The sequence below is a fragment of the Bradyrhizobium sp. USDA 4452 genome (genome assembly GCF_054063575.1).
Map to the genome: position 1 here is coordinate 7,626,769 of NZ_JBSSGK010000001.1, position 21,281 is coordinate 7,648,049.

A 21,281-nucleotide genomic window follows, 5' to 3' on the forward strand; every position below is an offset into this window, starting at 1 on the left:
CCCATCCAATCATATGGCTGACACGCAGGAGGTGCTGGTCAAGCGCATCTGCCTCGAGGCCGAGCGGATCAATTCGTACGAGCTCATCGCCCGAACAGACACCGAATTGGTGCCCTTCACCGCCGGCAGTCATATCGACCTGCATCTGCCGAACGGCATGCTCCGCAGCTACTCGCTGGTCAACGATCAGCGCGAACGGCACCGGTATGTCATTGCGGTCAACAAGGATGCTGAAAGCCGGGGCGGGTCCAGTTTTGTCCATGACACCGTCAGGGTCGGGGACATCATGACGATCTCGAAACCGCGCAACAATTTTGTGCTGCACGAGGACGCCGAGCATTCGATCCTGATCGCAGGCGGCATCGGCATCACGCCGCTGCTGTCGATGATCCGAAGGCTGGAGGCGCTTGGACGCAGCTGGGAGCTGTTTTACGCCGCAAGGACGCGCACCGCCGCCGCGTTCCTCGACGAGCTCGCGATGTTTCGGTCCGATCGCTCGAAGACGCAGGTCGATTTCGACGACGAGCGAGCGGGACGTCTCTTCGACCTGCCGGCAATTGTCAGAGGCGCGCCAGCCCACGTACATCTCTATTGCTGCGGTCCGGTACCCATGCTCGAGGCATTCGAGGCGGCGGCTGCCGGTCGCCCGGCCGATCACGTGCATGTGGAGTATTTCAAAGCGCGGGAAGCGCCCGCTACCGAGGGTGGCTTCGAAGTCAGGCTGGCGCGAAGCAACCGCACCATTCCGGTCGAGCCCGGCAAGACGATCCTCGATGCATTGCTGGATGCTGGCATTACCACGAACTACGCTTGTACGGAGGGGGTCTGTGGCACCTGCGAAACGCGCGTACTCGAGGGCATACCCGATCATCGCGACCAGTTCCTGAGCAAGGAAGAGCAGGCGGCAAACAAGAGCGTCATGATCTGCTGCTCGGGTGCCAAATCCCGCACGCTGGTGCTCGATCTCTAGAACAACGACATAGAATAGGGGTGGAAACCATGAAGTATCGTTCGCGCATTGCCGGAATAGCCCTTCTGGCTGTTTGGGCCAGTTCGCCTGCGTCGGCGGACGCTGCGCGTTCCCTGAAGATCGGCGTGCTCAACGACGCGTCTGGTCCTTACTCCGACAATGCCGGAGAAGGTTCGGTGACGGCGGCCAAAATGGCCGCAGAAGATTTCATGCGGCTTCATCCCGACTTTAAGGTCGAGATCGTCTCCGCCGACCACCAGAACAAGGCGGACGTCGGCGCCGCGATCGCGCGGCGCTGGATCGATCAGGAGAAGGTCGATGCCGTCGCCGATGTACCAAACTCGGCCGTTGGGCTCGCCGTCAACGAAGTGGTTCGCGGCACCAGGGCAGCGCTGATCGCATCGAGCGCGGCGTCCTCGGACCTGACCGGGAAATATTGCTCGCCCAACACGATCCAGTGGACCTTCGATACCTGGGCAGCCTCGCACACGATCGGTGCTCATCTTGTGCGTCACGGCGGCAAGAAATGGTACTTCATCACGACCGACAATGCGCTCGGCAAATCGATGGTGCGCGATGGCACGGCGGTGATTGGCGCCGGCGGCGGGACCGTTCTCGGTTCGGTCAATGTACCGATCAACAATGCGGACTATGCCTCGTTCATCCTCCGGGCCGAGGGCTCGGGCGCCGACGTGATCGCGTTCGCGACCGCCGGTGGCGACACCGTCAGCCTGATCAAGCAATCCGCCGAATTCGGATTGAAGCAGAACGGGCGCACTTTCGCCGCGCTATTGACCACCACCAACGATGTCGAATCGAGCGGGCTTGCGGTCGGGGAGGGGCTGATCATCACCCAGCCGTTTTACTGGGACCTCAATGAAGCGAGCCGCGCCTGGTCGACCAAATTTAGCGAGCGGCAGCATGGGCAGTCGCCGACCGCGTTCCACGCCGGTGTCTATTCCTCGGTGCTTGCCTATCTGAACGCGGCCCTGGCAGCAGGAACCAATGACGCGCCGGCCGTGATACAGAAGCTAAAGGAGACACCGATCGATGACGCCTTGTTCGGGCCGGTTGTCGTCCGGGCCGACGGCCGCGCCATCCACAATATGTACATCTTCAAGGTCAAGAGCCCGGGCGCCTCGAAGACCAGGTGGGACCTGTTGGAGCAGGTTGGCGCGCTGTCCGGGCCGGAGGCGTTTCGGCCGCTCGAGCAGGGCGGGTGCTCGCTGGCCGAGCCGAAGAGCAATTGACCATCGAGCTCGCCGCGCGAACACGGACTCAAACTCACGGAACTTGTGATGCTGGACCAGCTTGAAGCCGATTTTCCCGAGCACACGCCGCGCCCCGCCGGAGCGCCAAGAGCGCTTGACGGGATCCGGGTGATCGATTTTTCGCATTTCATCGCGGGACCGTTCGCGACCATGATCCTTGCTGATATGGGCGCCGAGGTGATCAAGATCGAAGCGCCTAGCCGCGGTGACGATCTGCGCCGTTATCCCCCAGTGCATCCCGAGCTCGGGCACGGCGCGCCGTTCCTGTGGACCAACCGAAACAAGCGTAGCGTTGCCCTCGACCTCAAGTCCCCGGAGGGCTTGAAGGTCGCGCGTGAGCTGATCGCGACGGCCGACGTCGTGGTTGAGAATTTTTCGGCTGATGTGATGGCGCGGCTGGGGCTCGACTATGATAGCTGCCGCAACATCAAGCCCGAGATCATTTATTGCGCGGTGTCGGCCTATGGCCGCGATGGAGCGTTTTCGGACCGGCTTGGCTTCGATCCGATCGCGCAGGTCGAGAGCGGCTTTGTCTCCATGAACGGCTATGCCGACCGCGAAGGCGTGCGCGCATTGTCGCCGGTGATGGACATCAGCACCGCGATGATGGCGAGCAATGCGATTCTCGGCGCCTTGCTGGCGCGCGAGCGCAGTGGGCAGGGCCAGGCCATCGAGGTGTCGTTGTTCGAGAATGCGGTCCTGATGACCGGTTACGCGACCATGCAGTCGCTGTTTAGCGGTGCCGATCCGAAGCGAAGCGGCAATACCAGCCCCGATACGTGCCCGTCGGGGGTATTTCTGGCCAGCGATTGCTCCTTCTATATCAACTGCGGCAACGACAAAATTTTCCAGCGTCTGATGGCGCAGGTGCTCGGGCGCGAGGACCTCGCGGCGGCCGAGATCTACGCAAGCGGTCTTGACCGGATCCGTCGACGGGACGAGTTGTTCGCGATCCTCGGCGATGCCTTTGCCCAGCAGCCCTGGTCGCACTGGCAGTCGCGGATGCGCGCGGCCGGTGTGCCCTGCGGGCAACTGCGCACCGTCGGCGAAGCGATCCGTTCGCCCGAGGCAAGGGAGCGCGGGATCGTGACCCGGATCCCGCACGAGACGGTTGGCTGGGTGCCGAACGTGAACCTGCCGATCCGCTATTCGCGGACGCCGATCGCCGATCCCGTCGCGGCGCCGACGGTCGGGCAGCACACGGAACATGTTCTGCGTGAGTTGCTAGGATATTCCGACGAGGACATCGGGCGCCTGGCGGCGAGCGGAGCATTTGGCAGCCAGCCTTCGCGACCGGAGGTCAAATCGTGACGGTGCGGGCGCAGGACGAGCGGACGCTGCGCGGCCGGGTGGCCGTGATCGGGATCGGTGAAACCGAATATTACCGCCACGGCGCTTCGCCCGACCCGGAATTCAAGCTCGCGCTGAAGGCCATTCTGGCGGCGTGCCAGGATGCCGGGCTCGATCCCCGCGAGATCGACGGCTTCTCCTCCTACAGCGACGATCGCAGCGAGGCCTCGCGCTTGGCCGCGGCGCTGGGCACGCATCGACTGCGCTCGGCGACCATGCAGTGGGGCGGAGGAGGCGGCGGCTGTTGCGCCGCTGTTGCCAATGCGGCTGCCTCGATTGTCGCGGGCCTTGCCGATTGCGTCGTGGTGTTCCGCTCGTTGGCACAGGGCCAATATGGCCGCTTCGGGCAGGCAGGTGGGATCCACACCGTTTCGGGCGAACGGTCCTATTTGATGCCCTATGGCGTGCTGGCGCCACCGCAGCGCTTTGCCATGCGGGTGCAGCGGTATATGCACGAGCACGGCGTGCGGCAAGAGGCGTTGCGCGCAATTGCGCTCGCCTCCTATTACCATGCCCAGGCCAACCCGCGCGCCGTGATGCACGGCAAACCGCTGGACGCCGGGAAATACGATGCCTCGCGCTGGATCGTGGAGCCGTTTCATCTCTACGATTGCTGCATGGAGAATGACGGTGCCGCAGCCCTGGTGCTGGTATCGGCGCAACGCGCCAGCGACTTCCGGAACAAGCCGGCCTATCTGCTCGGAGCGGCCTTCGGATCCGGGCATCGCGCGGCGGCGACGGCGCACAACGCACTGCTCTACGCCACCGCGAATTTCGATACCGTTGCGGCCGATCTCTATCGCATGGCCGGGGTCAAGCCATCGGATATCGGCGCAGTCCAGGCCTATGAGAATTTCACTGGCGGCGTCGTAATGGCGCTGGCGGAGCACGGCTTTTTCGAGCCCGAGGACGCCAACGACTTCCTGACATTGGAGAACCTGATCGCGCCGTCAGGGCGACTGCCGCTCAACACCAGCGGGGGCAATCTAGCGGAGTGCTATATGCACGGATTTGAGCTTGTTCTGGAGGCTGCTCGGCAGGTACGCGGGACCTCGACGAACCAGGTTCGACGAAACGATGTGGCGCTGGTGATCGGCGGCCCGATGGTGACGCCCGCGAGCAACCTCATTCTGGGTTCGGAGGCGGCCTTATGAGTGAGCCCCTCAATGCGCGCTATCTTCCTGCCGGATTACCCATTCCGGTTAGCGAGCCAGATGACCTCTCGGCACCCTATTGGGCGGGCTTGCGCCAAAGCCGGCTATTGCTACAACGCTGCACCCGCTGCAATTGCTGGCAGTTTGGGCCCGAATGGATCTGCCATCATTGTCATGCCTTTGACCTCACATGGACCGAGGTCGAGCCGCGCGGCCGTATCTTCAGTTGGGAGCGCGTCTGGCATCCCTCGCACGCGGCGCTGAAGCAGCACGGTCCGTATCTCGCTGTTCTTGTCGAATTGCCACACGCCGGCGGGGTGCGCATGGTGGGCAACCTGCTGGGCGATCCACAGCAGACCGTCGTCATCGGAGCGGAGGTCGAGGGGGTCTTCGAACATCACCCGGAAGCCGATCCAGCTTTTTCTTTGCTGCAATGGCGAGTGCAGCGAGGCCCAGCCGTGTCGGTCGGCCAATCGGCTGGTTAAACAAGTCTGTGGCCTGACACGAATGATTCAGACTGATCCGACCGCCGTGTGATCTTTTCGCTGAAATGCGCTTGGCAGAGGGAGAGCATCGATCCTGCTGCTTTCTTCTCGCGACGCACGCAGCCGGCCATAGAGAGCTGCCATAACGGCCTCAAGGCTGTCGAGCCGCATTCGGCTGAAGAGACGATCCGACACGCGCAGCTTCTTTCTATCCTTCGTCAACGGAAGGGCGGCGGTGGGGAGCAGGAAATAGTCGCGAATGCGGCTATTGCCACTGTCCATCCGAATTAAAAGCGTAAGTTCGGCCTTTTGGTACTTGAGCTTCCGTACCTCCCACCGGCGAGATCTGGTGCCACCGTCCGAAACGGCGCGCGCCACCGCTACCGATACCGTCAATCCTCCAGAAATCGTAACAAGGTATAATTCGTGCAGGAACGAGGCGTTCACGCCGCGTCCTCTAAGATTGATGATGATATCATCGACGACCGAGCAGATCGTGCGATCAATTTCGATGGCGACCTCCATGAAGCGGTACCGATTGCCGGGCCTGTAGCCGACAAGTTCATAGGCTCTCATGAGCGACCCAAATCTGTTTGTGTATACAGCCGGGTGACGCACGCCCTTTGCCGCCTGGATGATGTGAACTGACAGTCTGCCCTTTCGTCGCAGGAGAGCCGCTAAACTATCAAGCAGCTGCTGATCGGTCTCTTTCTTGTTGTTTGCGACTTCAGCGAGCCGCTTTCGTGTTCGAGCGAAAAGACGCGGATCGACGATGCCTTCGAAGGCGTTGTCGTGGCGGATCCACATTTCAGGCGGGTTGATCACACGTCGCCCGGCTAGCTTCATTGAGCTGCGATTGAAAACGATATGACCCAAATAAAGCTCGTTTGCGAGGAGGTTGCTGATAGTCAGCGCGGTCCATCGTTTCCCGCCAGGACTTGGTAGGCCTTCAGCGTTGAGTTCCTCCGCAATTCGCGTCCTATTTTTCCTCTGTATCACGAACGATGAGAAGATGCGACGGACAATCTTGACTTCCGAGGTAGGCCCTCGGACGAGAGCGACCCGTTCTGATTTCAAGTTCTTCTGCTCGCCGCGCTGTAGCACTCCCTTACGCTTGCCGTTTGCGTCGACGAGCATCCGACGCAGCCCGAAAGGCGCCGCTCCGCCCCGCCAATATCCTCGGTCGACGATATTCGACTGGCCCATAAATACGTTTCGCGACAGGTCCCGGCTGAAGCCAGCAGCTCCCGCGCGCTTCAAGTTCTTGAGTATCACCGCCGACAGGCTGCCATCGTTCTCGAATTCTTCAGAGCAATAGTGAACCGATATACCCGCCCGTCTGCAGATGAACTCATAGAAGGCGCTTTCGTCAGTGTCTTGAAAGCGTCCCCAACGGCTAATGTCGAAGACGAGGACACAATCAAAATCTGACCGTCCACTGTCGACGTCATCAATGAGTTGCTGCAAGCCTTTACGGCGGGCAATGGTAAGACCGCTGCGCCCTGGATCAGAATAGGTCCGGACGATCTCCATGCCTCGGCGTGCTGCGTACACAGCGTTGGCGGCTATTTGAATTTCAATCGAGTATTTTTGAGGATCGGAGGACATCCGCACGTATTGTGCTGCACGGAGCGTCGGGGGCGGTTGCGGATGCTCTTGGACGGTGGTGGCATTTGCAGGCCTTCGTCCGCGCGACACCGTTGCACGTTCCCTGACCTTCGAAGAAGTTGAACGTGGCCTAGGCACCGTCGGAGACCTGCGATATCGATGCAACCGTGCCCGCAGGTTGGTAATCGCGACAGTGCCCAGATGGTTCCTCAGAAAAGCCGGGACGAACGGGCTTATCCCTGCGGTCTCATTCCCAGGCGTTGGCCGCAAATGCTGCCATGCATACCTACACCGAGTTCATATCCGGCGTTCGAGTCTTGGGTATTGAGCTGTTGGACAACCCCAGTAGGCGAGGTGATGACGCTAACCGTGCAATAGCGGGTGCTCGCCGTGCCCCAACCTCGGTCGGCTTCAATGTCAGTCACAGCGGAGAGTTGCCAGACATAGGTTGATTGGCAGCTTCATCCTAAATGTGCTGGTTGGCGCCCGAACTGCACCACAAGTCTATCGATGTTTGGCCGATGTATTGGTCGCCGAGCCCGGTCACGACCTCCTGCTTGGATGCTGTGCAGCCAGCCAGCAGTGCTCAGGCGGCAGCGATACTCAAAAGTCTCATTCTCAATTTCTCCCCAGCAATGGCGACATTAGCCGCTGGAGCTGGGCCAGGGAATCTGGAGCCGGTCTCGCACGCCGCTTGCTGCGGGCGGGCGCTCGTGAACCGTGCCGATTCGCGTCACGGCTGGCGCCTTCGATCCTCGCGCCGATATGACGTATGCCTCGATCACATTATTCGGAAAATGCGAAATAGGGCTCGACGGAACACCCAACTCAGCTTTATCATGTTGGCCAATGAGAGAAGGGTGAGGCGGCCGTGATGGCAAATCATGAGGCCAGGTCTTCGGACCTCGTTGAAATCGCTCGCAGAAGTGGCGAGTTTCGCAAGCATTATGGTGTCTTGCTCGGCGCATTCCTATACCTCAGTTCGATCAGCGCCGCGCGGCCGCGTTCGATCTGGTGGAGCGGGACGCTGACGGCTCTGATCGGTGCGGCTGCTCTCTGGGTCAAGGACCGGGGCGGCGGTGGTTAACAAGCGAGACTCTTCGATGCATTCTCTCCGGCTGCCTGAACTCGCATTGGTTGATCGTGATGTCTACGATGAGACTTGAGGCCGTTCGTGCGCGCACTTCGGAGGTCAACCGCCAATTCGGAACAAGACGTTAGTGTTTGTTTCGCCTAAGCATGAATGGCTGCTTAAGCTTGCAGCAGTTCGAATGGACCGGCATCGCGACCTGAGGGATGCCGTGCGGCAAGGGTTTCGTCTGGACTATGATCACTTTCTTGAGATCAGAACGTTCGTCAGTGGTATGGGCCGATGATCCATCAATCGACTCTAGTCGGATAGCCCGACGCGGCAAATCGATAAGCGATATCTGATGCGGCATCGATCCCGATTGCACCTGACAACTTGGCCGAGCCGGGAGATGGAGTGCGTCCGACTACTCGGATGATTTGGTGTAACCTTCAAAGAACGGCCGCACGAATAGATCGGCCACGTTGTCGACCGTCAGGTCAGGGATCCACGCTCGCAGATCGACCGCAGCGTTGATCATCGATGAAAACATCCATGCGGCCACGACGGGCGATGTGGTTCTAATCGAGCCATCCTGCATACCCTCCGTGAACAATAGAACAAACCCATTGATGATGCGGTCGGATCTATGCAGCAGGTCGGCACGGATATGCTTGGGGAGCGTCATTAAGGCAGACATCGAGAGCAGCGGCGCTTCTCCAAGCAGCTGGTGTTCGATCAAATGGACGGCTAACGCCCAGAGTTTCTCCGCCCCGGGGGCGGTGAGTCCGGCTGCATCGTGCTTCGCTGTCTGCACGAGCGCCAGGGAGCGCTCGAAGCACGACACGACAAGGTCGTCCTTCGCCTCATTATGGTGATAAAAAGAACCCTTTGTAACGTTCAGCGCGGCCGATATGCGCTCGACCGATGCACCTGCATAGCCTTGCTCATTGAGTACCTTGGTTGCAGCTTTCAGGAAATCTTCGGCTCGATCGTCCCTGCGGGGAGATTGATACCTCAAAGCGCGAAGCCGAGCGCCGATCAACGGTTGAATTGAAACACCATCCAGCCAAATTCTGTGCACGATGCCGGCTATTGCGTCGTATTCATCCTCTGAATGTCGTTCGAGCAACGCCGGCATCCAGAAGATCCAGGAGAAGAGCAGGTGCGCCTGGGCGTTGGAAACGCGGCTATGTCGGTCCGGGGAACTACGAAGCAATTTACGAAACTTGCCGAACGTCTGAGCGATGGCATGATCCACAGCAGGGTCCGCCAGGACACGAACCTCGTCGAAGCGCACGATCGCAAGCGCACGCCCGGCTGTCACCTCCTCAAGGTACCGGCAATAGTTGGACAGGAAGGACTTGAGTCGATCTTCGACCGTCGCCCCGTCTGCCGAATCGATGAAGCCTTGGATACGCTCCAGCGAGGAAATATAGCACGCGCTCGCCAACTGCTCCTTGCGGCGGAAATAATAAGCAATGCCGGTAGCAACGATGCCGAGCTTGTTTGCGACTTCGACGAAGGTCATTCCCCTCAAGCCGACATCGTTGATCAATTGGATAGCGACGCCAAGTACCGCCTCACGCCGGCGGAAGCGCTTCGGCTTGGGCTGATTCGCAGCAGAAGGCGCCATCACGTCAATCTGCCCCCAAGAGTCATTTGCTCTTCGTCTGACACGCTCGCCGCCTCGCTGGTGGCCGATCCTGGCATACGATCGGCCCGCAATTGGAATCGTCGTACCTTACCGGCATCGTCCCGCAACGGATAGCTGACAATCTCTATTGTTCGCGGGCGCTTGTAGCTGACAAGACGTTCTGCCAGATGGCGGTTGAGCCCGTCCAGGTCGATTGTAGGAGGCGCTTGAACAACGGCATGAACGCGCTGGCCAAGATCCTCGTCAGGAAGGCCAATCACCGCGCTCGAGGCGACAAGCGGATGTTCCTCCAGCGCAGCTTCGACTTCGGCAGGGAAGACGTTAGCCCCTCCGACCAGGATCATGTCGGTGCGCCGGTCCGTCAGGTAGAGATAGCCTTCCTCGTCCATCCAACCGAGATCGCCCAGCGTCTCCCACTCTCCGATCCGCTCGGCCGTGGCACCGATGTAGCGATATGTCGGCAACCCGCTGCTGGGCATTTTGAGGTAAACGGTGCCGATAGTTCCTGGTGCTAGCAGTCGTCCATGCTCATCAAGAACCGCGATCTCGCCCATGGCTGGGCGGCCGACCGACCCGCGATGCTGCAGCCAGTCGTGGCCCCCAATGACCGTTACCGCCTGGCTTTCGGTCCCACCGTATAGTTCCCATAGTTTGTCCGCGCCGATCCATCCGATCCAGGCTTCCTTCAGCCGCGGCGGGCAGGGCGCGGCCATGTGCCAGACGTTGCGGAGCGAAGACATGTCGCTCCTGTCCCGAACCTCCTGGGGCAGCTGCCAGATCCGATGCATCATGGTGGGCACGAGATAGAGCCAGGTAGCCTGGCGACGCGTTACAATGCGCAGAAGCTCCTCCGGATCGAACTTGCGCATCAGTATCAGGTGAGCACCCGCAAGAATTGCGGTGAGTGCCAGCGAGAACGGGGCATTGTGGTGGAGCGGCGCCGGCATCACGGCGATATCACTCTGCGTGATACCGTAGAAATCTCCCTCATCCGGCAGGACGACGCCTGCTCGACCAGATACAATCAACTTCGGCCGCCCGGTAGATCCGCCGGAGGTCGGAGCCTTCAATGCGGGGGAGATCCGATCGGGCAGATCCGTGTCATCAATGGACTCCTCCAGCAGCATCGCCGGCGTCACGTCGCATGGTCGTACGACCGCGGCGCGGATCACCACGCGAGGGCATGCAAGGGACAGGATTGCTTCAAGCTCCTTCTCCGGCAGCTTTCCGGAGACCGGTTGCGGAATGGCTCCGAGCTTGAGGACCGCACACGACGCGACCATGAAGTCGAGCCCGTTGGGCAAGGCGATGCTGACGAAGTCCCCCAGGCCGACGCCTCTTGCTGCGAGTGCATGAGCCATCCGGTTTGACGAGAGGTGCAGCTCCTGCCGCGACAACGTGAGCCCCTCGAAGGTTACACAGCCCGCCGACGGCGAATCCCAGGCAAGATTGGTGATTTTCGTGCCGATTGAGACTGCGTGGGGTGTTTCGATCATTGCGTGGTCTGCCTGTTTTGTCGCTATGGATGCCCTGACCATAATCTGTAAATAACAAACCCAAAACAAAAATTTAGATCAGTTGCTTCGTGCGATTCTAATGCGTCGCCGCGACGGGCATTCGCGATGCCTGCTTGGTTTTGCCGAATCACCAGGAATAATACCAGATTATTGATTGTGACTTCTATCTGACATGAATGCTTGACGGGGCGTTGATTAAGGCTGTAGAGGATACCCAGAACAAAAATAACATACTCAAACATAAAAAACATGCATGGGGAGGTTCCACGATGATTAGGCTTGAGGGAAATCGCGTCGGCAGCCGGCGTGAGCTTGGCGAAGGGCAGGAGCGCTGCCCGGCCGATCGCGCAACCGCGCGGTCGATAATGTCGGTTCACACTGGGATTGCTGCGTGTGCTTCGGTGGCGCTCTTCGTTGCTGCACCAGCGCGGGCCGAGACGGAAGATGGCGCCGGAAAGGCGAAGGTAGCGCAGGCTCCTGCGCAACAACCAACTGGTCGCAAGAAGCCGCGGCCGGCCGCAGCGGCCGCTGCGCCTTCGGTGCAGTCGGCCCCTTCTGCGGCCGCAACAGTGTCGCGCGCCTGGTCTGCAGGTCCAAGCACGGCGTCACCGCCGTCTGCTAGCGGGGCAGTATCTCCGGAGGTCGCGAAGATGATCAAGTTCGCGGCTTTCGACAAGCTGTCCATGAAGGGCTGGATCACAACGGTTCCGCCCGCCGCGGAGTCGATCTTTCAGGATCCCAATGGGCTGCGAACCGCGCTGGCCGAGTATGGCATCGGCTATGTCGCCTACAGCACGAACACGTTCACCGCCAATATGCTGAACAACGCTCCACCCAAGCCGCAGACCTATCAAGGGCAGATACCAACGACCTATTCCTTTTCGGAGGTGACACTCAGCTACGATCTTGGCCGGGTCGGGCTGACGGGCGGTCAGCTCTCCGTCGGAGCCATGTTGACCGGAACAACCTGGGAGCCACTCGGCCCCTCAGGAGCGAAGTTCGCGAACCTGTACTACTTCCAGTCGTTCATGGACGATACCGTACAGCTTCAGGCTGGCGTGTTTTACAACGCGCAGAACTACCTTGGCCTGCTTGTCGCCGCGAGCATGGCGACCGGGCCCCAAGCCCTCGTCCCGTACGAGCTTGGCCTCTCGCGACAGGGCGTGCCCGCGCCCGGCGCCAATCTCATGATCAACTTGCCGAACAATTTTTACAACAAGGCGGGCGTGCAGCGGAGTATCTCGCCGGGCGGCGCTGACGTCGAGCAGCAGGCCAATCCCATCGGCCTTGGGCTCTCTAGTCCAGATGCCAAAGCTCTGTTCATCGATGAGTTTGGCTACAAGACGTTTTCGTCACCCACGCAGGGATCAGTCTGGGTTCGCGCCGGCGGCCTCTACAATACGTCGCCCTATTTCGACTTTTCCGCCGGGCGCAAGACCGACACGAACTGGGGATTCTACGCGGCGGCGGACGTCCAGGTCTCCCAGATCTCGTCCGCGCCTTATGAAGCCTATCAGGGCTACTACGTGGGCGGTTTCTACATGACTTCCGATCCCAACAAGAACATGTACCAGAACTACTACGAGGGACGTGTCTACGGCATGGGGATCATTCCCGGGCGCCCGATGGATCAGACGGCTCTAATCTTTGGCTACACCACGCTGAGCAAATCAGCTCTGGATTTTCAGGCTGCACTCACCGGGATCAGGCCATTCGGTGATTATGCATCGGTAACGGTCAGCAACTCGTTTCGGCTGAATCCCGGCGTCTATCTCATGTTGGGAACCAGCTACAACGTGCATCCGAGCGCGACGCCGCGGCTGAAGAATTCGCTCAATTTCATGGCGAGCTTGACGACCGCGTTCTGAGCCGCGCGGTGCGTGCTCCTTGCGGGCGAAGCCGTCAGATCAACTGGCAAAGACATGGTCCGGGCTTACGAGCCCGGCCGTGCGCCCAAAGAGGTGTTCAACATGAATCTCAGAGCGAATTTTGACAGGTCGGCTCCTTCACCGATGATCGTGGATAGGCCGCCGATCAATCCGGTCACGCGGTTACTCTACGGTGTAGGCTCCCTCGCATTCGGCATCAAGGACAACGGCTTCAACGTTCTCCTGCTGCTCTACTACAACCAGGTGATGGGCCTTTCCGCACAATTGGTCGGAACCATCGCGATGGTTGCCTTGCTGGTCGATGCATTCATCGATCCGATCATAGGTCACGTTTCCGACAGGTGGCGCTCCGCCTGGGGGAGACGCCATCCTTTCATGTATGTCGCCGCAGTGCCGGCCGGACTGACCTATCTTCTCTTATGGAATGCACCGTCGAATTGGAGCCACGCAGCGCTCGCGACGTACTTGCTCGTGACCATCATCGTCGTGCGCAGCTTTCTGGCACTCTACGAGATACCAAGCTCCGCCTTGGCCGCCGAGCTCTCGGACGATTATGACGTCCGAACAAGCCTTCTCAGCTACCGCACGTTTTTTGCCTGGTTCGGCGGTGTCAGTATGGCATTCGTTGCCTTCATCGTCTTCCTGCGCCCGGACAGCGATCATCCTGTCGGCCAGCTCAACCCGGACGGATATGCAAACTACGGAGTTGTCGCGAGCGTCATCATGTGCGTCGCGATCTTCGCGTCTGCAGCCGGTACGCAACGACAGATTCCCTGGCTTCAGCAACCTGGACGAAAGGCGGGAGGCCTCGTCGCTGCCTTAAGAGAGATGGCCGGGAGCTTCTCCAACCGAGCATTTCTGGTCCTGCTGGCCGCCGGCGTATGCAGTGCCATGGCAGCCGGAATCCAGATTACGCTGAGCACCTATTTCAACACCTACTTCTGGGGCTTCAACTCAGATCAACTGTCGGTCTTGATGCTGGGAGTGCTCGTGGCGTCGGTCCTTGGTGCAGTCGCCGCGCCAAGGCTGTCGCGCCGTTTCGGCAAGAAACAGTCGGCCATCGCGCTTTGGCTGCTGTCGATCGTCTTCTACTATTGCCCATTCGTGCTGCGGTTGTCGGATTGGTTCCCCGCCAACGGATCTCCACTGCTCCTGCCGATCCTCCTGGTCACGATCACCATCTCTCTAACATTGATCGTGAGCTCATCAATCCTCACAGCTTCCATGCTTGCCGACGTCAGCGAGGAAAGCGAGCTGTCAACCGGGCGGCGTTCCGAAGGACTGTTCTTCTCGGCAAACACATTCGCGCAGAAATGCGTGTCAGGCGTCGGCCTCTTTACGTCAGGCATGATCCTTACCCTCGTGCATTTTCCGGAAGGGGCAGTGCCCGGTCAGGTTAGTGAGGAGGTCCTGAGAAATCTGGCGCTTGCTGCGCTTCCGATCCAGGCGGTGTTGTACCTGCTCTCGATCGGCTTGATCGCTGTGTTCCCCATCACACGCGCGGCTCATGAAGCGAACCTGGCGCGCCTTGCATCGCGCGGATCCGTGGCCGCAAGCCCGGCTTTGCAACAATCAAGTCATGGGAATTGAGAAGCAGATGCGCGTTATTGATGTTCTCAAGAAAGTCGGTAGCAGCCAGATCGAAGGCCGCTACGATCGCGACTTCGAGCCGGTCATGCAAGCATTCTGCGCCAACTTCGCGGAGCGTGGCGAACTCGGGGCAAGCGTTTGCGTCTTTCACGAAGGCCGCAAGGTGGTCGACCTCTGGGGCGGGCAAGCACGTTCCAACGGCGCGCGCTGGACACGAGATACCATCTCTCTGGTGTTTTCGGCGACGAAGGGGGCAACGGCACTCTGTGCCCATCTGCTGGTCGAACGCGGGCTTCTCGACCTCAATGCACCCGTTGCCCGGTATTGGCCGGAATTCGCACAGGCTGGCAAAGAGAAAACAACTGTCGCCATGGTGCTCAACCACACAGCGGGCTTGCCGCACCTGCGAGAGGCGGTCAAACCGGGCGGCTTCTACGATGTTGCGTATATGACCGATCTCATTGCGCGTGCAGAGCCGTTCTGGCCGCCAGGGTCGCGGTGCGGATATCACGCATTTACGTTCGGATGGATTATCGGCGAGATCGTGCGGCGAATCACCGGACGTGGCCTTGGCAAATTCTTTCGGGAAGAGCTGGCCATCCCAAATGGGCTGGATTTCTGGATCGGACTGCCGGCCGATCTCGAGGACCTAGTGGCGGAGCTTTATCAGCCGCAATACGACGAGACGATCCCGACGTCGCGCTTCATGCTCGCGGCGCTGCAGCAGCCAGACTCGCCGGCGCATCTATTCCTTGCCAATACCGGTGGCTTTGACTTCAGGAGCCGAGAAGGACGCGCAGCCGAGATTCCCGCGGTCAACGGTGTGACCAATGCCCGTGGTCTCGCCGGTCTCTACGCGTTGGTTGCAAGCAAACGATTGCTGGCGCCGCACGCGATTGCACGTTTGCGGAAAGTAGCGGTGGCAGCAAGGGAAGATGCAACGCTCCTGATGCCGACGCGGTTCAGTTTCGGCTTCATGAAGTCAATCGACAACCGCGCCCTGCCAGGCACGGATCAGAGCTGCGTGCTATCCGGCGCCGCATTCGGTCACGCGGGAGCGGGCGGGTCGTTGGGATTCGCTGATCCGCAGGCGCGCCTGAGCTTTGGATATACGATGAACCTGTTGGGGACCGGACTTCTGCTCAACAGCCGCGGACAATCGCTCGTGGATGCGACCTACCGGGCTCTCGGCTATCGATCGAATCTCAAGGGCGCGTGGAAGAAGTAGAATTCCAGATCCCCTTTACTTGCCCGACTTTGCAATCTTCTCGAACATGGATCTTCCAGCATGCACGTGCGTCAAACATCAATGCCTCTCAGCGACGAGGCGTGCTCCCTTAAAGGCAAGGTCGCATTCATCGCCGGTGCATCTGGCGGAATCAATCTCGCTATCGGCCGCGCTCTGGCAAATGCTGGCGCGAGGATCGCCGTCGTCAGTCGCAGTCAGGACCGGATATCGGAGGCCGCCCGAACGCTCCTGGCTGATGGACACGAGGCTATCGGGCTCGTTGCCGACGTGCGGGACTACGGCCCGGTTGATGCTGCCCTGGCGCAGACGGTGGAGTGCTTCGGAAACATCGATATCGTGGTATCCGGAGCGGCGGGAAACTTCCTTGCTCCGGCGATGGGAATGTCGGCCAATGCCTTCAGGACGGTTGTCGATATCGACCTGATCGGTACCTTCAACGTACTGAGGGCGGCATTTCCATATCTGCGTAGACCCGGTGCCTCCCTGATCTCGATCACTGCGCCGCAGGGCGTGACCCCGAGCATGTTTCAAGCTCATGCCTGCGCCGCGAAGGCCGGGGTCAACATGCTGACGAAATGCCTCGCGATGGAATGGGGTCCCGCTGGGGTGCGAGTGAATGCGATCTCGCCTGGGCCAATAGCGGATACCGTCGGCATGGCGCGGCTTGCGCCTACGACTGAACTCGAAGCACAGGCGAAGGCGCGCATCCCGTTGCGCGACTACGGCTCCAAGGACGATGTTGCGAACCTTGCACTGTTTTTGGCGTCTGACCTGGCAAGCTACATTACGGGCGCCATCCTAAACTGCGATGGTGGCGTCAGCCTCGGTGACAGCTCCGCGGATGCGGTCAACTTCTCGCGCGATGAGCCCGAGCGCGCGAAGGGGCTCGGCCGTCTGCAAGTCGATGGATCCTAGGCCGGCGCAGCCCGCGTGTGTTCGGGAAGTGACATCCAGATATTCTGGTCTCCTCGCTGGACGCGACACAAGGAGCTCGGAATCGAACCAGGTTCTCGCGGTCGCATGCCAGCATCATGCGTCTACTACACGATAGGTGTCAGATAGATGGAAGGTCAGTCATCTTCGACGCGGTTGGGGGATCCGGGGGCGGGCTTCACCGCGGCCCGACATGTGCATCAAAGGCTGAGAGCCTGGCTGTTGGATGACGCTATTCCGCTGTGGTCGAGCGTCGGCCTCGATGCCGCCGGCAGCTTCTGTGAAGCCATTTCCCAAGGCGGCCATCCGGTGGTGGCAGCCCGGAGAGCCAGAGTGCCGGCACGCCAAATTTACGCGCTGCTCACGGCCAATCGGCTAGGCGCCCGAATAGACGTCAAGCAGGTGCTGCGCGGCGTCGACAGATACTTCGTCGATTTTGCGCGCCCGGACGGGCTCTTTCGATGTCTGCTCTCACATGACGGTATGATTCTGTCAGATGGAGCGACGCTCTATGATCAGGCGTTCGCCATGCTTGCCGGCGCTGCGGTGGCCCGGCATTCCAGGCGGCGGGCCGAGCGCCTTGCACATTCGGTGCGTGATTGCCTGATTAGAACATGTCGGCATCCCGCCGGCGGTTTTTCAGAGAGCGACCGCCCGTCATCGCTACGATATTCGAACCCGCACATGCACCTTCTCGAGGCATGCTTGGCCTGGATCGAGCTTGACGCTAGCGGAACCTGGCATCAGTTGGCGCAGGAGATCGTCGACTTGGCGCTCGCACGGTTCATCGGAGCTGGAGGGGCGATCTACGAATGCTTCAACGCTGATTGGTCACCTCAGGCCGGTATCGCCGGTCGCGTCGTCGAACCCGGACATCAGTTCGAATGGTCTTGGCTTCTCACGAAGTGGGCCAATTCGACTGGGAATGACGCCGTCTATCGGGCTGTCGATCAACTACAGAAAATCGGTGAAGAGCGTGGTGTGGCGCGCCCTCGATCGGTCGTCGTCGACACAATTCTTGACGATTTCACGGTACTTGAAGACACATCCCGCCTCTGGCCTCAAACCGAACGGCTGAAAGCGGCGGTTGCACGCGCGGAGCGCGGGGGAGACGCGTGGTGGGCCGTAGCCGCCGAAGCGGGCGAAAGCCTCGAGCGATTTCTGCAGACGCCCATCAAGGGGCTATGGTGGGACCGGATGTCCGCGAACGGGGAATTCTCCGAAGCAGCCACAGCGAGCTCACTTTACCATCTGGTATGCGCGATAGATACTCTTGATCAGGCGATCCAGCGGCGCGCGGCGGTGCCGGCATCGAGCTCTTCGGGAATCTCGGTGATCGGATGTGGTCCCGGCGACGCTGCCGGCTTCGATACGGGTTAGGAATGATCGACAGGATGGACAGGCGCACGGAAGACCCGGTGGTCGCCCGGGCACGCGGGCGCTACCCAAGGTACACGCGCGGCCGATTGGAACGCTTTGCGCAGAGGTTGCTGCGCAGGGTTCACTCCGATCGTGTGCCGGCGGTTTCCCTCGAGCTCGCCGGTCCGACGGAACGCATCGATCCGCAAGAGGCACTGAAGCTCGACTATCGGCCGGTTTCCCTGGGCCAGACACTCGGGCCGCTTTGGGCGACCTATTGGGTCCGCGTTGCGGCCGAAGTGCCGGAGAACTGGGCCGGTGCGAGAGTAGACCTCTATTGGGATAGCCGCTCGGAAGCCTTGCTTTGGCTGGATGGCCTCTCGTCGCAAGGCCTTAATCCTGGCCGCCACATTGCGACGCTGTTCGGCTCGGCACGTGGGGGAGAGCGCTTCACCTTCCATGTCGAGATTGCCTGCAATGGCCTGTTCGGCGCCTTTGGCAGCGAACCGCAAGCGTATGCGCTGGCGGCGTGCGAGCTGCGCCGCTTCGACCAAGACGCCTCGGCATTCTATTTTGATTTTGATGTCCTTCGCCAGCTCGAAGGCGATCGCGATCCCTCGAACAAGCCGAGATCGTACGGAGGCGTCGGCGAGGCGGTGCAATCGGCCTTGGATCGAACATGGGCCGGCCGGTTGCTGCATGACCTCAACCGGGTATGCAACCTCGCCGATCCCGACGATCGAGCGACATGGCCGCCGGCGCAAGCGATACTCGGCAACTTGCTTGCTGCGCGCAACGGCAGCGTAGCCCATGAACTGTCGGCGATCGGGCATGCTCACCTCGATACGGCCTGGCTGTGGCCATTGGACGAAACCCGCCGCAAGGCCCAGCGCAGCTTCTCGACGGCGATTGCGCTGATGGATCGCTATCCTGATTTCAAGTTCGCGTGTTCACAGGCCTATCAATACGCCATCATAGAACAGAACGACCCCGGCCTGTTCGCGCGAATCCGCGCCAAGGTCCAGGCCGGACAATGGATTCCTGTCGGCGGCAGTTGGGTGGAGCCGGACTGCAACCTGCCCTGGGGCGAGTCGATTTGCCGCCAATTCCTTTATGGCCAGCGCTACTTCGAGCGGACCTTCGGCAAACGTTCCGACGTGTTCTGGAATCCCGACGTATTCGGCTATGACAGCCAGCTGCCGCAGCTTATGCAGCTCGCGGGCATGTCTCGATTCCTGACGCAGAAGCTGTCCTGGAACAAGTTCACCTCGCCGCCGCATCACAGTTTCAACTGGCGCGGCATCGACGGCACCACGGTGCTGACCCATTTTCCACCTGCGGACACTTACAATGGCTCAGCGCATGTCGCGGAGCTCCGCTATCACGCAGCGAATTACAAGGACGCCGACCGGTCGGGCGACGCACTCTATCTGTTTGGCTATGGCGACGGCGGCGGCGGGCCCGACGAGACGATGCTCGAGACGCTGCAGCGCGCGAAAGACTTGCAAGGTGTGCCAAGGATCCGAATTCGTACCGTAGACGAGTTTTTCGATCGCCTGGCGACATCAGCTGAAGATCTGGCCACGATCGAGGGAGAGCTCTATCTTGAATATCATCGCGGTACCTACACGACACAGGGAGAGATCAAGCGTCTCAACCGCGCATGCGAGGCCAGCCTTCAGGCCCTCGAATTCGTGGCTACGATTGCGCATGTCTGGGAGCTGCCGGCACCGTCGGCAGCGGACATCGAAGGACTGTGGCGCACGCTGCTGGTCAATCAGTTTCACGACATCATTCCAGGAAGCAGCATTCGCGAGGTCTATGAGAGGGCAGAGGCCGACCTCGCTACGGTCGAGGAACAGGCCAAATGCCGCATCCAGGCACTGCTGGCCGCCTTCTGCGACTCCAAAGGTGCCGGCTGGACTCCGGTCAACAGTCTCGGCAGCTCGCGCGCCGAGGTCACGCCCGATCCCGAAGGCGCACTGCGCTATGTGGTCGCCGCGCCGTTCGCGGCCGGCGAGGCCGCCGCGACGGAGGAGTGCGTCACGTTGTCGGCCGATCCGGCCGGGTTCGTGCTGACGAATTCGCAGCTCAAGGCGCGCATCGACCGCACCGGCCTTGTTCGATCGCTGGTCTACTTGCCGACGGGCCGCGAAACCCTGGCGTCGCCCGGTGCACGGTTTCTGTTGCTTGATGACAGGCCGCTCGACTTCGAGGCATGGGACATCGATCCGTTTGCGCTGGAGACCGCTCGGGAACTGACCGGCGAGGTAAGTTTTAGCGTCTTGTCGGATGCTGGCCTAAGGAGTGAGGTGCGGTTCGAGCGAGCGCTCGGAAAAGCGAGCTGGCTCACACAGGTGATCCGATTGGATGCCGGTGCTCGTCACCTCGAGTTTGAAACCACCGTCAATTGGCAGGAGCGGCGAACGCTTCTGAAGGTGATGTTTCCCGTCGCCTGCCGCGCATCGCGTGCGACCTATGAAACCATGTTCGGCGCCACCGAGAGGCCGACCCACGCCAATACGGATGCGGACGCCGCCAGGTACGAGGTCCCCGGCCATCGCTGGTCGGATATCTCGGAACCGGATTTCGGCGTGTCGCTGTTCAGCGACTGCAAGCACGGCTATTCGACGTTCGGAAATCAGCTCGCGCTCACGTTGCTGCGCGGCGCCACTTCCCCCGATCCGAAGGCCGACATCGGGCAGCATCGCATGCGCTATGCGATCTATCCCCACGAAGGCGATTGGCGTACCGCCGATACGGTCGGGAGAGCCCTGCGTTTTGCGCGTCCGGTGCTTTGGATCAAGGGGCGGCCGCACGAGCCGTTACAACAGTCGTTCATGCAGGCGTCTCCGCCCAATGTGATCGTCGATACGATCAAGCCGGCCGAGGACGGGTGCGGCTGGGTGGTGCGGCTCTACGAAAGCTCGGGCGTTGAGGCTCGTGCGATGCTCGATTTTGGCGTCGATGTTGCATCGGTGTGGACGAGCAACATTCTTGAAGATCGACTTGAGGCCATCCCGGCCGGCAGCCGGACCTGCTACCTGTCCCTGCGCCCGTTCCAGATCGCAACACTCCGGGTGTTCCAAGCTGCCACGCGGGATGGATAGAATGACATTCCATGCTTGCTCGAGAGCGCGATGATCGAGCCACGCGTATCGTCGTCGCGCTACAATCGCA

Annotated in this window: 15 protein-coding genes; 11 read left to right on the forward strand and 4 right to left on the reverse strand. The window is 60.5% G+C overall.

The features are described from left to right. Nucleotides 1-13 precede the first annotated feature (13 nt). Genes ACVISU_RS35920 through ACVISU_RS35940 form a run of 5 tightly spaced genes read left to right on the forward strand, consistent with a single transcriptional unit; the run spans nt 14 to nt 5,230 of the window. Nucleotides 14-970 carry a PDR/VanB family oxidoreductase gene (locus ACVISU_RS35920; protein ID WP_456710109.1) on the forward strand — a complete coding sequence of 319 codons (957 nt, stop codon included), beginning with the start codon at nt 14-16 and terminating at the stop codon, nt 968-970. A gap of 29 nt (nt 971-999) precedes the next feature. Next, the gene (locus ACVISU_RS35925; RefSeq protein WP_456710110.1) at nt 1,000-2,220 is read left to right on the forward strand and encodes an ABC transporter substrate-binding protein; all 1,221 of its coding nucleotides are present in this window, start codon (nt 1,000-1,002) and stop codon (nt 2,218-2,220) included. Nucleotides 2,221-2,268: 48 nt separating this feature from the next. Next, the gene (locus tag ACVISU_RS35930; protein ID WP_456710111.1) at nt 2,269-3,552 is read left to right on the forward strand and encodes a CaiB/BaiF CoA transferase family protein; all 1,284 of its coding nucleotides are present in this window, start codon (nt 2,269-2,271) and stop codon (nt 3,550-3,552) included. Next, nucleotides 3,549-4,745: a thiolase C-terminal domain-containing protein gene (locus ACVISU_RS35935; protein WP_456710112.1), complete on the forward strand. Its 1,197-nt coding sequence runs from the start codon at nt 3,549-3,551 to the stop codon at nt 4,743-4,745. Before ACVISU_RS35930 ends, ACVISU_RS35935 begins: the two co-directional genes overlap by 4 nt. Continuing rightward, nucleotides 4,742-5,230, forward strand: a complete 489-nt coding sequence (locus ACVISU_RS35940; RefSeq protein ID WP_456710113.1) for a Zn-ribbon domain-containing OB-fold protein — start codon at nt 4,742-4,744, stop codon at nt 5,228-5,230. The genes ACVISU_RS35935 and ACVISU_RS35940 overlap by 4 nt, the downstream gene beginning before the upstream one ends. A 27-nt stretch (nt 5,231-5,257) precedes the next feature. Here the strand turns inward: ACVISU_RS35940 and ACVISU_RS35945 are convergent, their stop codons facing one another. From ACVISU_RS35945 to ACVISU_RS35960, 4 genes are all read right to left on the reverse strand, one after another. Beyond that, a complete protein-coding gene (locus ACVISU_RS35945) occupies nt 5,258-6,928 on the reverse strand; it encodes a recombinase family protein (RefSeq protein ID WP_456710114.1) in 1,671 nt (556 codons plus the stop codon). A 1,406-nt stretch (nt 6,929-8,334) separates the two neighbouring features. Next, a complete protein-coding gene (locus ACVISU_RS35950; RefSeq protein WP_456710115.1) occupies nt 8,335-9,543 on the reverse strand; it encodes a TetR/AcrR family transcriptional regulator in 1,209 nt (402 codons plus the stop codon). Next, nucleotides 9,543-11,060 carry an AMP-binding protein gene (locus ACVISU_RS35955; protein WP_456710116.1) on the reverse strand — a complete coding sequence of 506 codons (1,518 nt, stop codon included), beginning with the start codon at nt 11,058-11,060 and terminating at the stop codon, nt 9,543-9,545. The genes ACVISU_RS35950 and ACVISU_RS35955 overlap by 1 nt, the downstream gene beginning before the upstream one ends. Before the next feature lie 23 nt (nt 11,061-11,083). Next, entirely contained in the window at nt 11,084-11,566 is a 483-nt protein-coding gene (locus ACVISU_RS35960) for a hypothetical protein (RefSeq protein ID WP_456710117.1), read from the reverse strand. A 165-nt stretch (nt 11,567-11,731) separates the two neighbouring features. Here ACVISU_RS35960 and ACVISU_RS35965 point away from each other — a divergent pair, with 165 nt between their 5' ends. From ACVISU_RS35965 to ACVISU_RS35990, 6 genes are all read left to right on the forward strand, one after another. Beyond that, nucleotides 11,732-12,949 carry a carbohydrate porin gene (locus ACVISU_RS35965; RefSeq protein ID WP_456710118.1) on the forward strand — a complete coding sequence of 406 codons (1,218 nt, stop codon included), beginning with the start codon at nt 11,732-11,734 and terminating at the stop codon, nt 12,947-12,949. Between the two features lie 54 nt (nt 12,950-13,003). Further along, nucleotides 13,004-14,560, forward strand: a complete 1,557-nt coding sequence (locus ACVISU_RS35970) for an MFS transporter (RefSeq protein ID WP_456710119.1) — start codon at nt 13,004-13,006, stop codon at nt 14,558-14,560. Beyond that, complete coding sequence (locus ACVISU_RS35975; RefSeq protein ID WP_456710120.1) at nt 14,550-15,788, forward strand: serine hydrolase domain-containing protein; 1,239 nt, start codon at nt 14,550-14,552, stop codon at nt 15,786-15,788. Before ACVISU_RS35970 ends, ACVISU_RS35975 begins: the two co-directional genes overlap by 11 nt. Nucleotides 15,789-15,848: 60 nt before the next feature. Beyond that, on the forward strand, nt 15,849-16,724 hold the full coding sequence (locus ACVISU_RS35980) for an SDR family oxidoreductase (protein WP_229193821.1): 876 nt from the start codon (nt 15,849-15,851) through the stop codon (nt 16,722-16,724). Between the two features lie 240 nt (nt 16,725-16,964). After that, nucleotides 16,965-18,122: an AGE family epimerase/isomerase gene (locus ACVISU_RS35985; protein WP_456710121.1), complete on the forward strand. Its 1,158-nt coding sequence runs from the start codon at nt 16,965-16,967 to the stop codon at nt 18,120-18,122. A gap of 2 nt (nt 18,123-18,124) precedes the next feature. After that, the gene (locus tag ACVISU_RS35990) at nt 18,125-21,211 is read left to right on the forward strand and encodes an alpha-mannosidase (protein WP_456710122.1); all 3,087 of its coding nucleotides are present in this window, start codon (nt 18,125-18,127) and stop codon (nt 21,209-21,211) included. Nucleotides 21,212-21,281: the final 70 nt, after the last annotated feature.

What these genes read in the sequence shown, in the direction of transcription:
- ACVISU_RS35920 (WP_456710109.1), top strand. Translation starts at nt 14, where the DNA reads ATGGCTGACACGCAGGAGGTGCTGGTCAAGCGCATCTGCCTCGAGGCC.
- ACVISU_RS35925 (WP_456710110.1), top strand. Translation starts at nt 1,000, where the DNA reads ATGAAGTATCGTTCGCGCATTGCCGGAATAGCCCTTCTGGCTGTTTGG.
- ACVISU_RS35930 (WP_456710111.1), top strand. Translation starts at nt 2,269, where the DNA reads ATGCTGGACCAGCTTGAAGCCGATTTTCCCGAGCACACGCCGCGCCCC.
- ACVISU_RS35940 (WP_456710113.1), top strand. Translation starts at nt 4,742, where the DNA reads ATGAGTGAGCCCCTCAATGCGCGCTATCTTCCTGCCGGATTACCCATT.
- ACVISU_RS35950 (WP_456710115.1), bottom strand. Translation starts at nt 9,543, where the DNA reads ATGGCGCCTTCTGCTGCGAATCAGCCCAAGCCGAAGCGCTTCCGCCGG.
- ACVISU_RS35955 (WP_456710116.1), bottom strand. Translation starts at nt 11,060, where the DNA reads ATGATCGAAACACCCCACGCAGTCTCAATCGGCACGAAAATCACCAAT.
- ACVISU_RS35965 (WP_456710118.1), top strand. Translation starts at nt 11,732, where the DNA reads ATGATCAAGTTCGCGGCTTTCGACAAGCTGTCCATGAAGGGCTGGATC.
- ACVISU_RS35970 (WP_456710119.1), top strand. Translation starts at nt 13,004, where the DNA reads ATGGTCCGGGCTTACGAGCCCGGCCGTGCGCCCAAAGAGGTGTTCAAC.
- ACVISU_RS35975 (WP_456710120.1), top strand. Translation starts at nt 14,550, where the DNA reads ATGGGAATTGAGAAGCAGATGCGCGTTATTGATGTTCTCAAGAAAGTC.
- ACVISU_RS35980 (WP_229193821.1), top strand. Translation starts at nt 15,849, where the DNA reads ATGCACGTGCGTCAAACATCAATGCCTCTCAGCGACGAGGCGTGCTCC.
- ACVISU_RS35990 (WP_456710122.1), top strand. Translation starts at nt 18,125, where the DNA reads ATGATCGACAGGATGGACAGGCGCACGGAAGACCCGGTGGTCGCCCGG.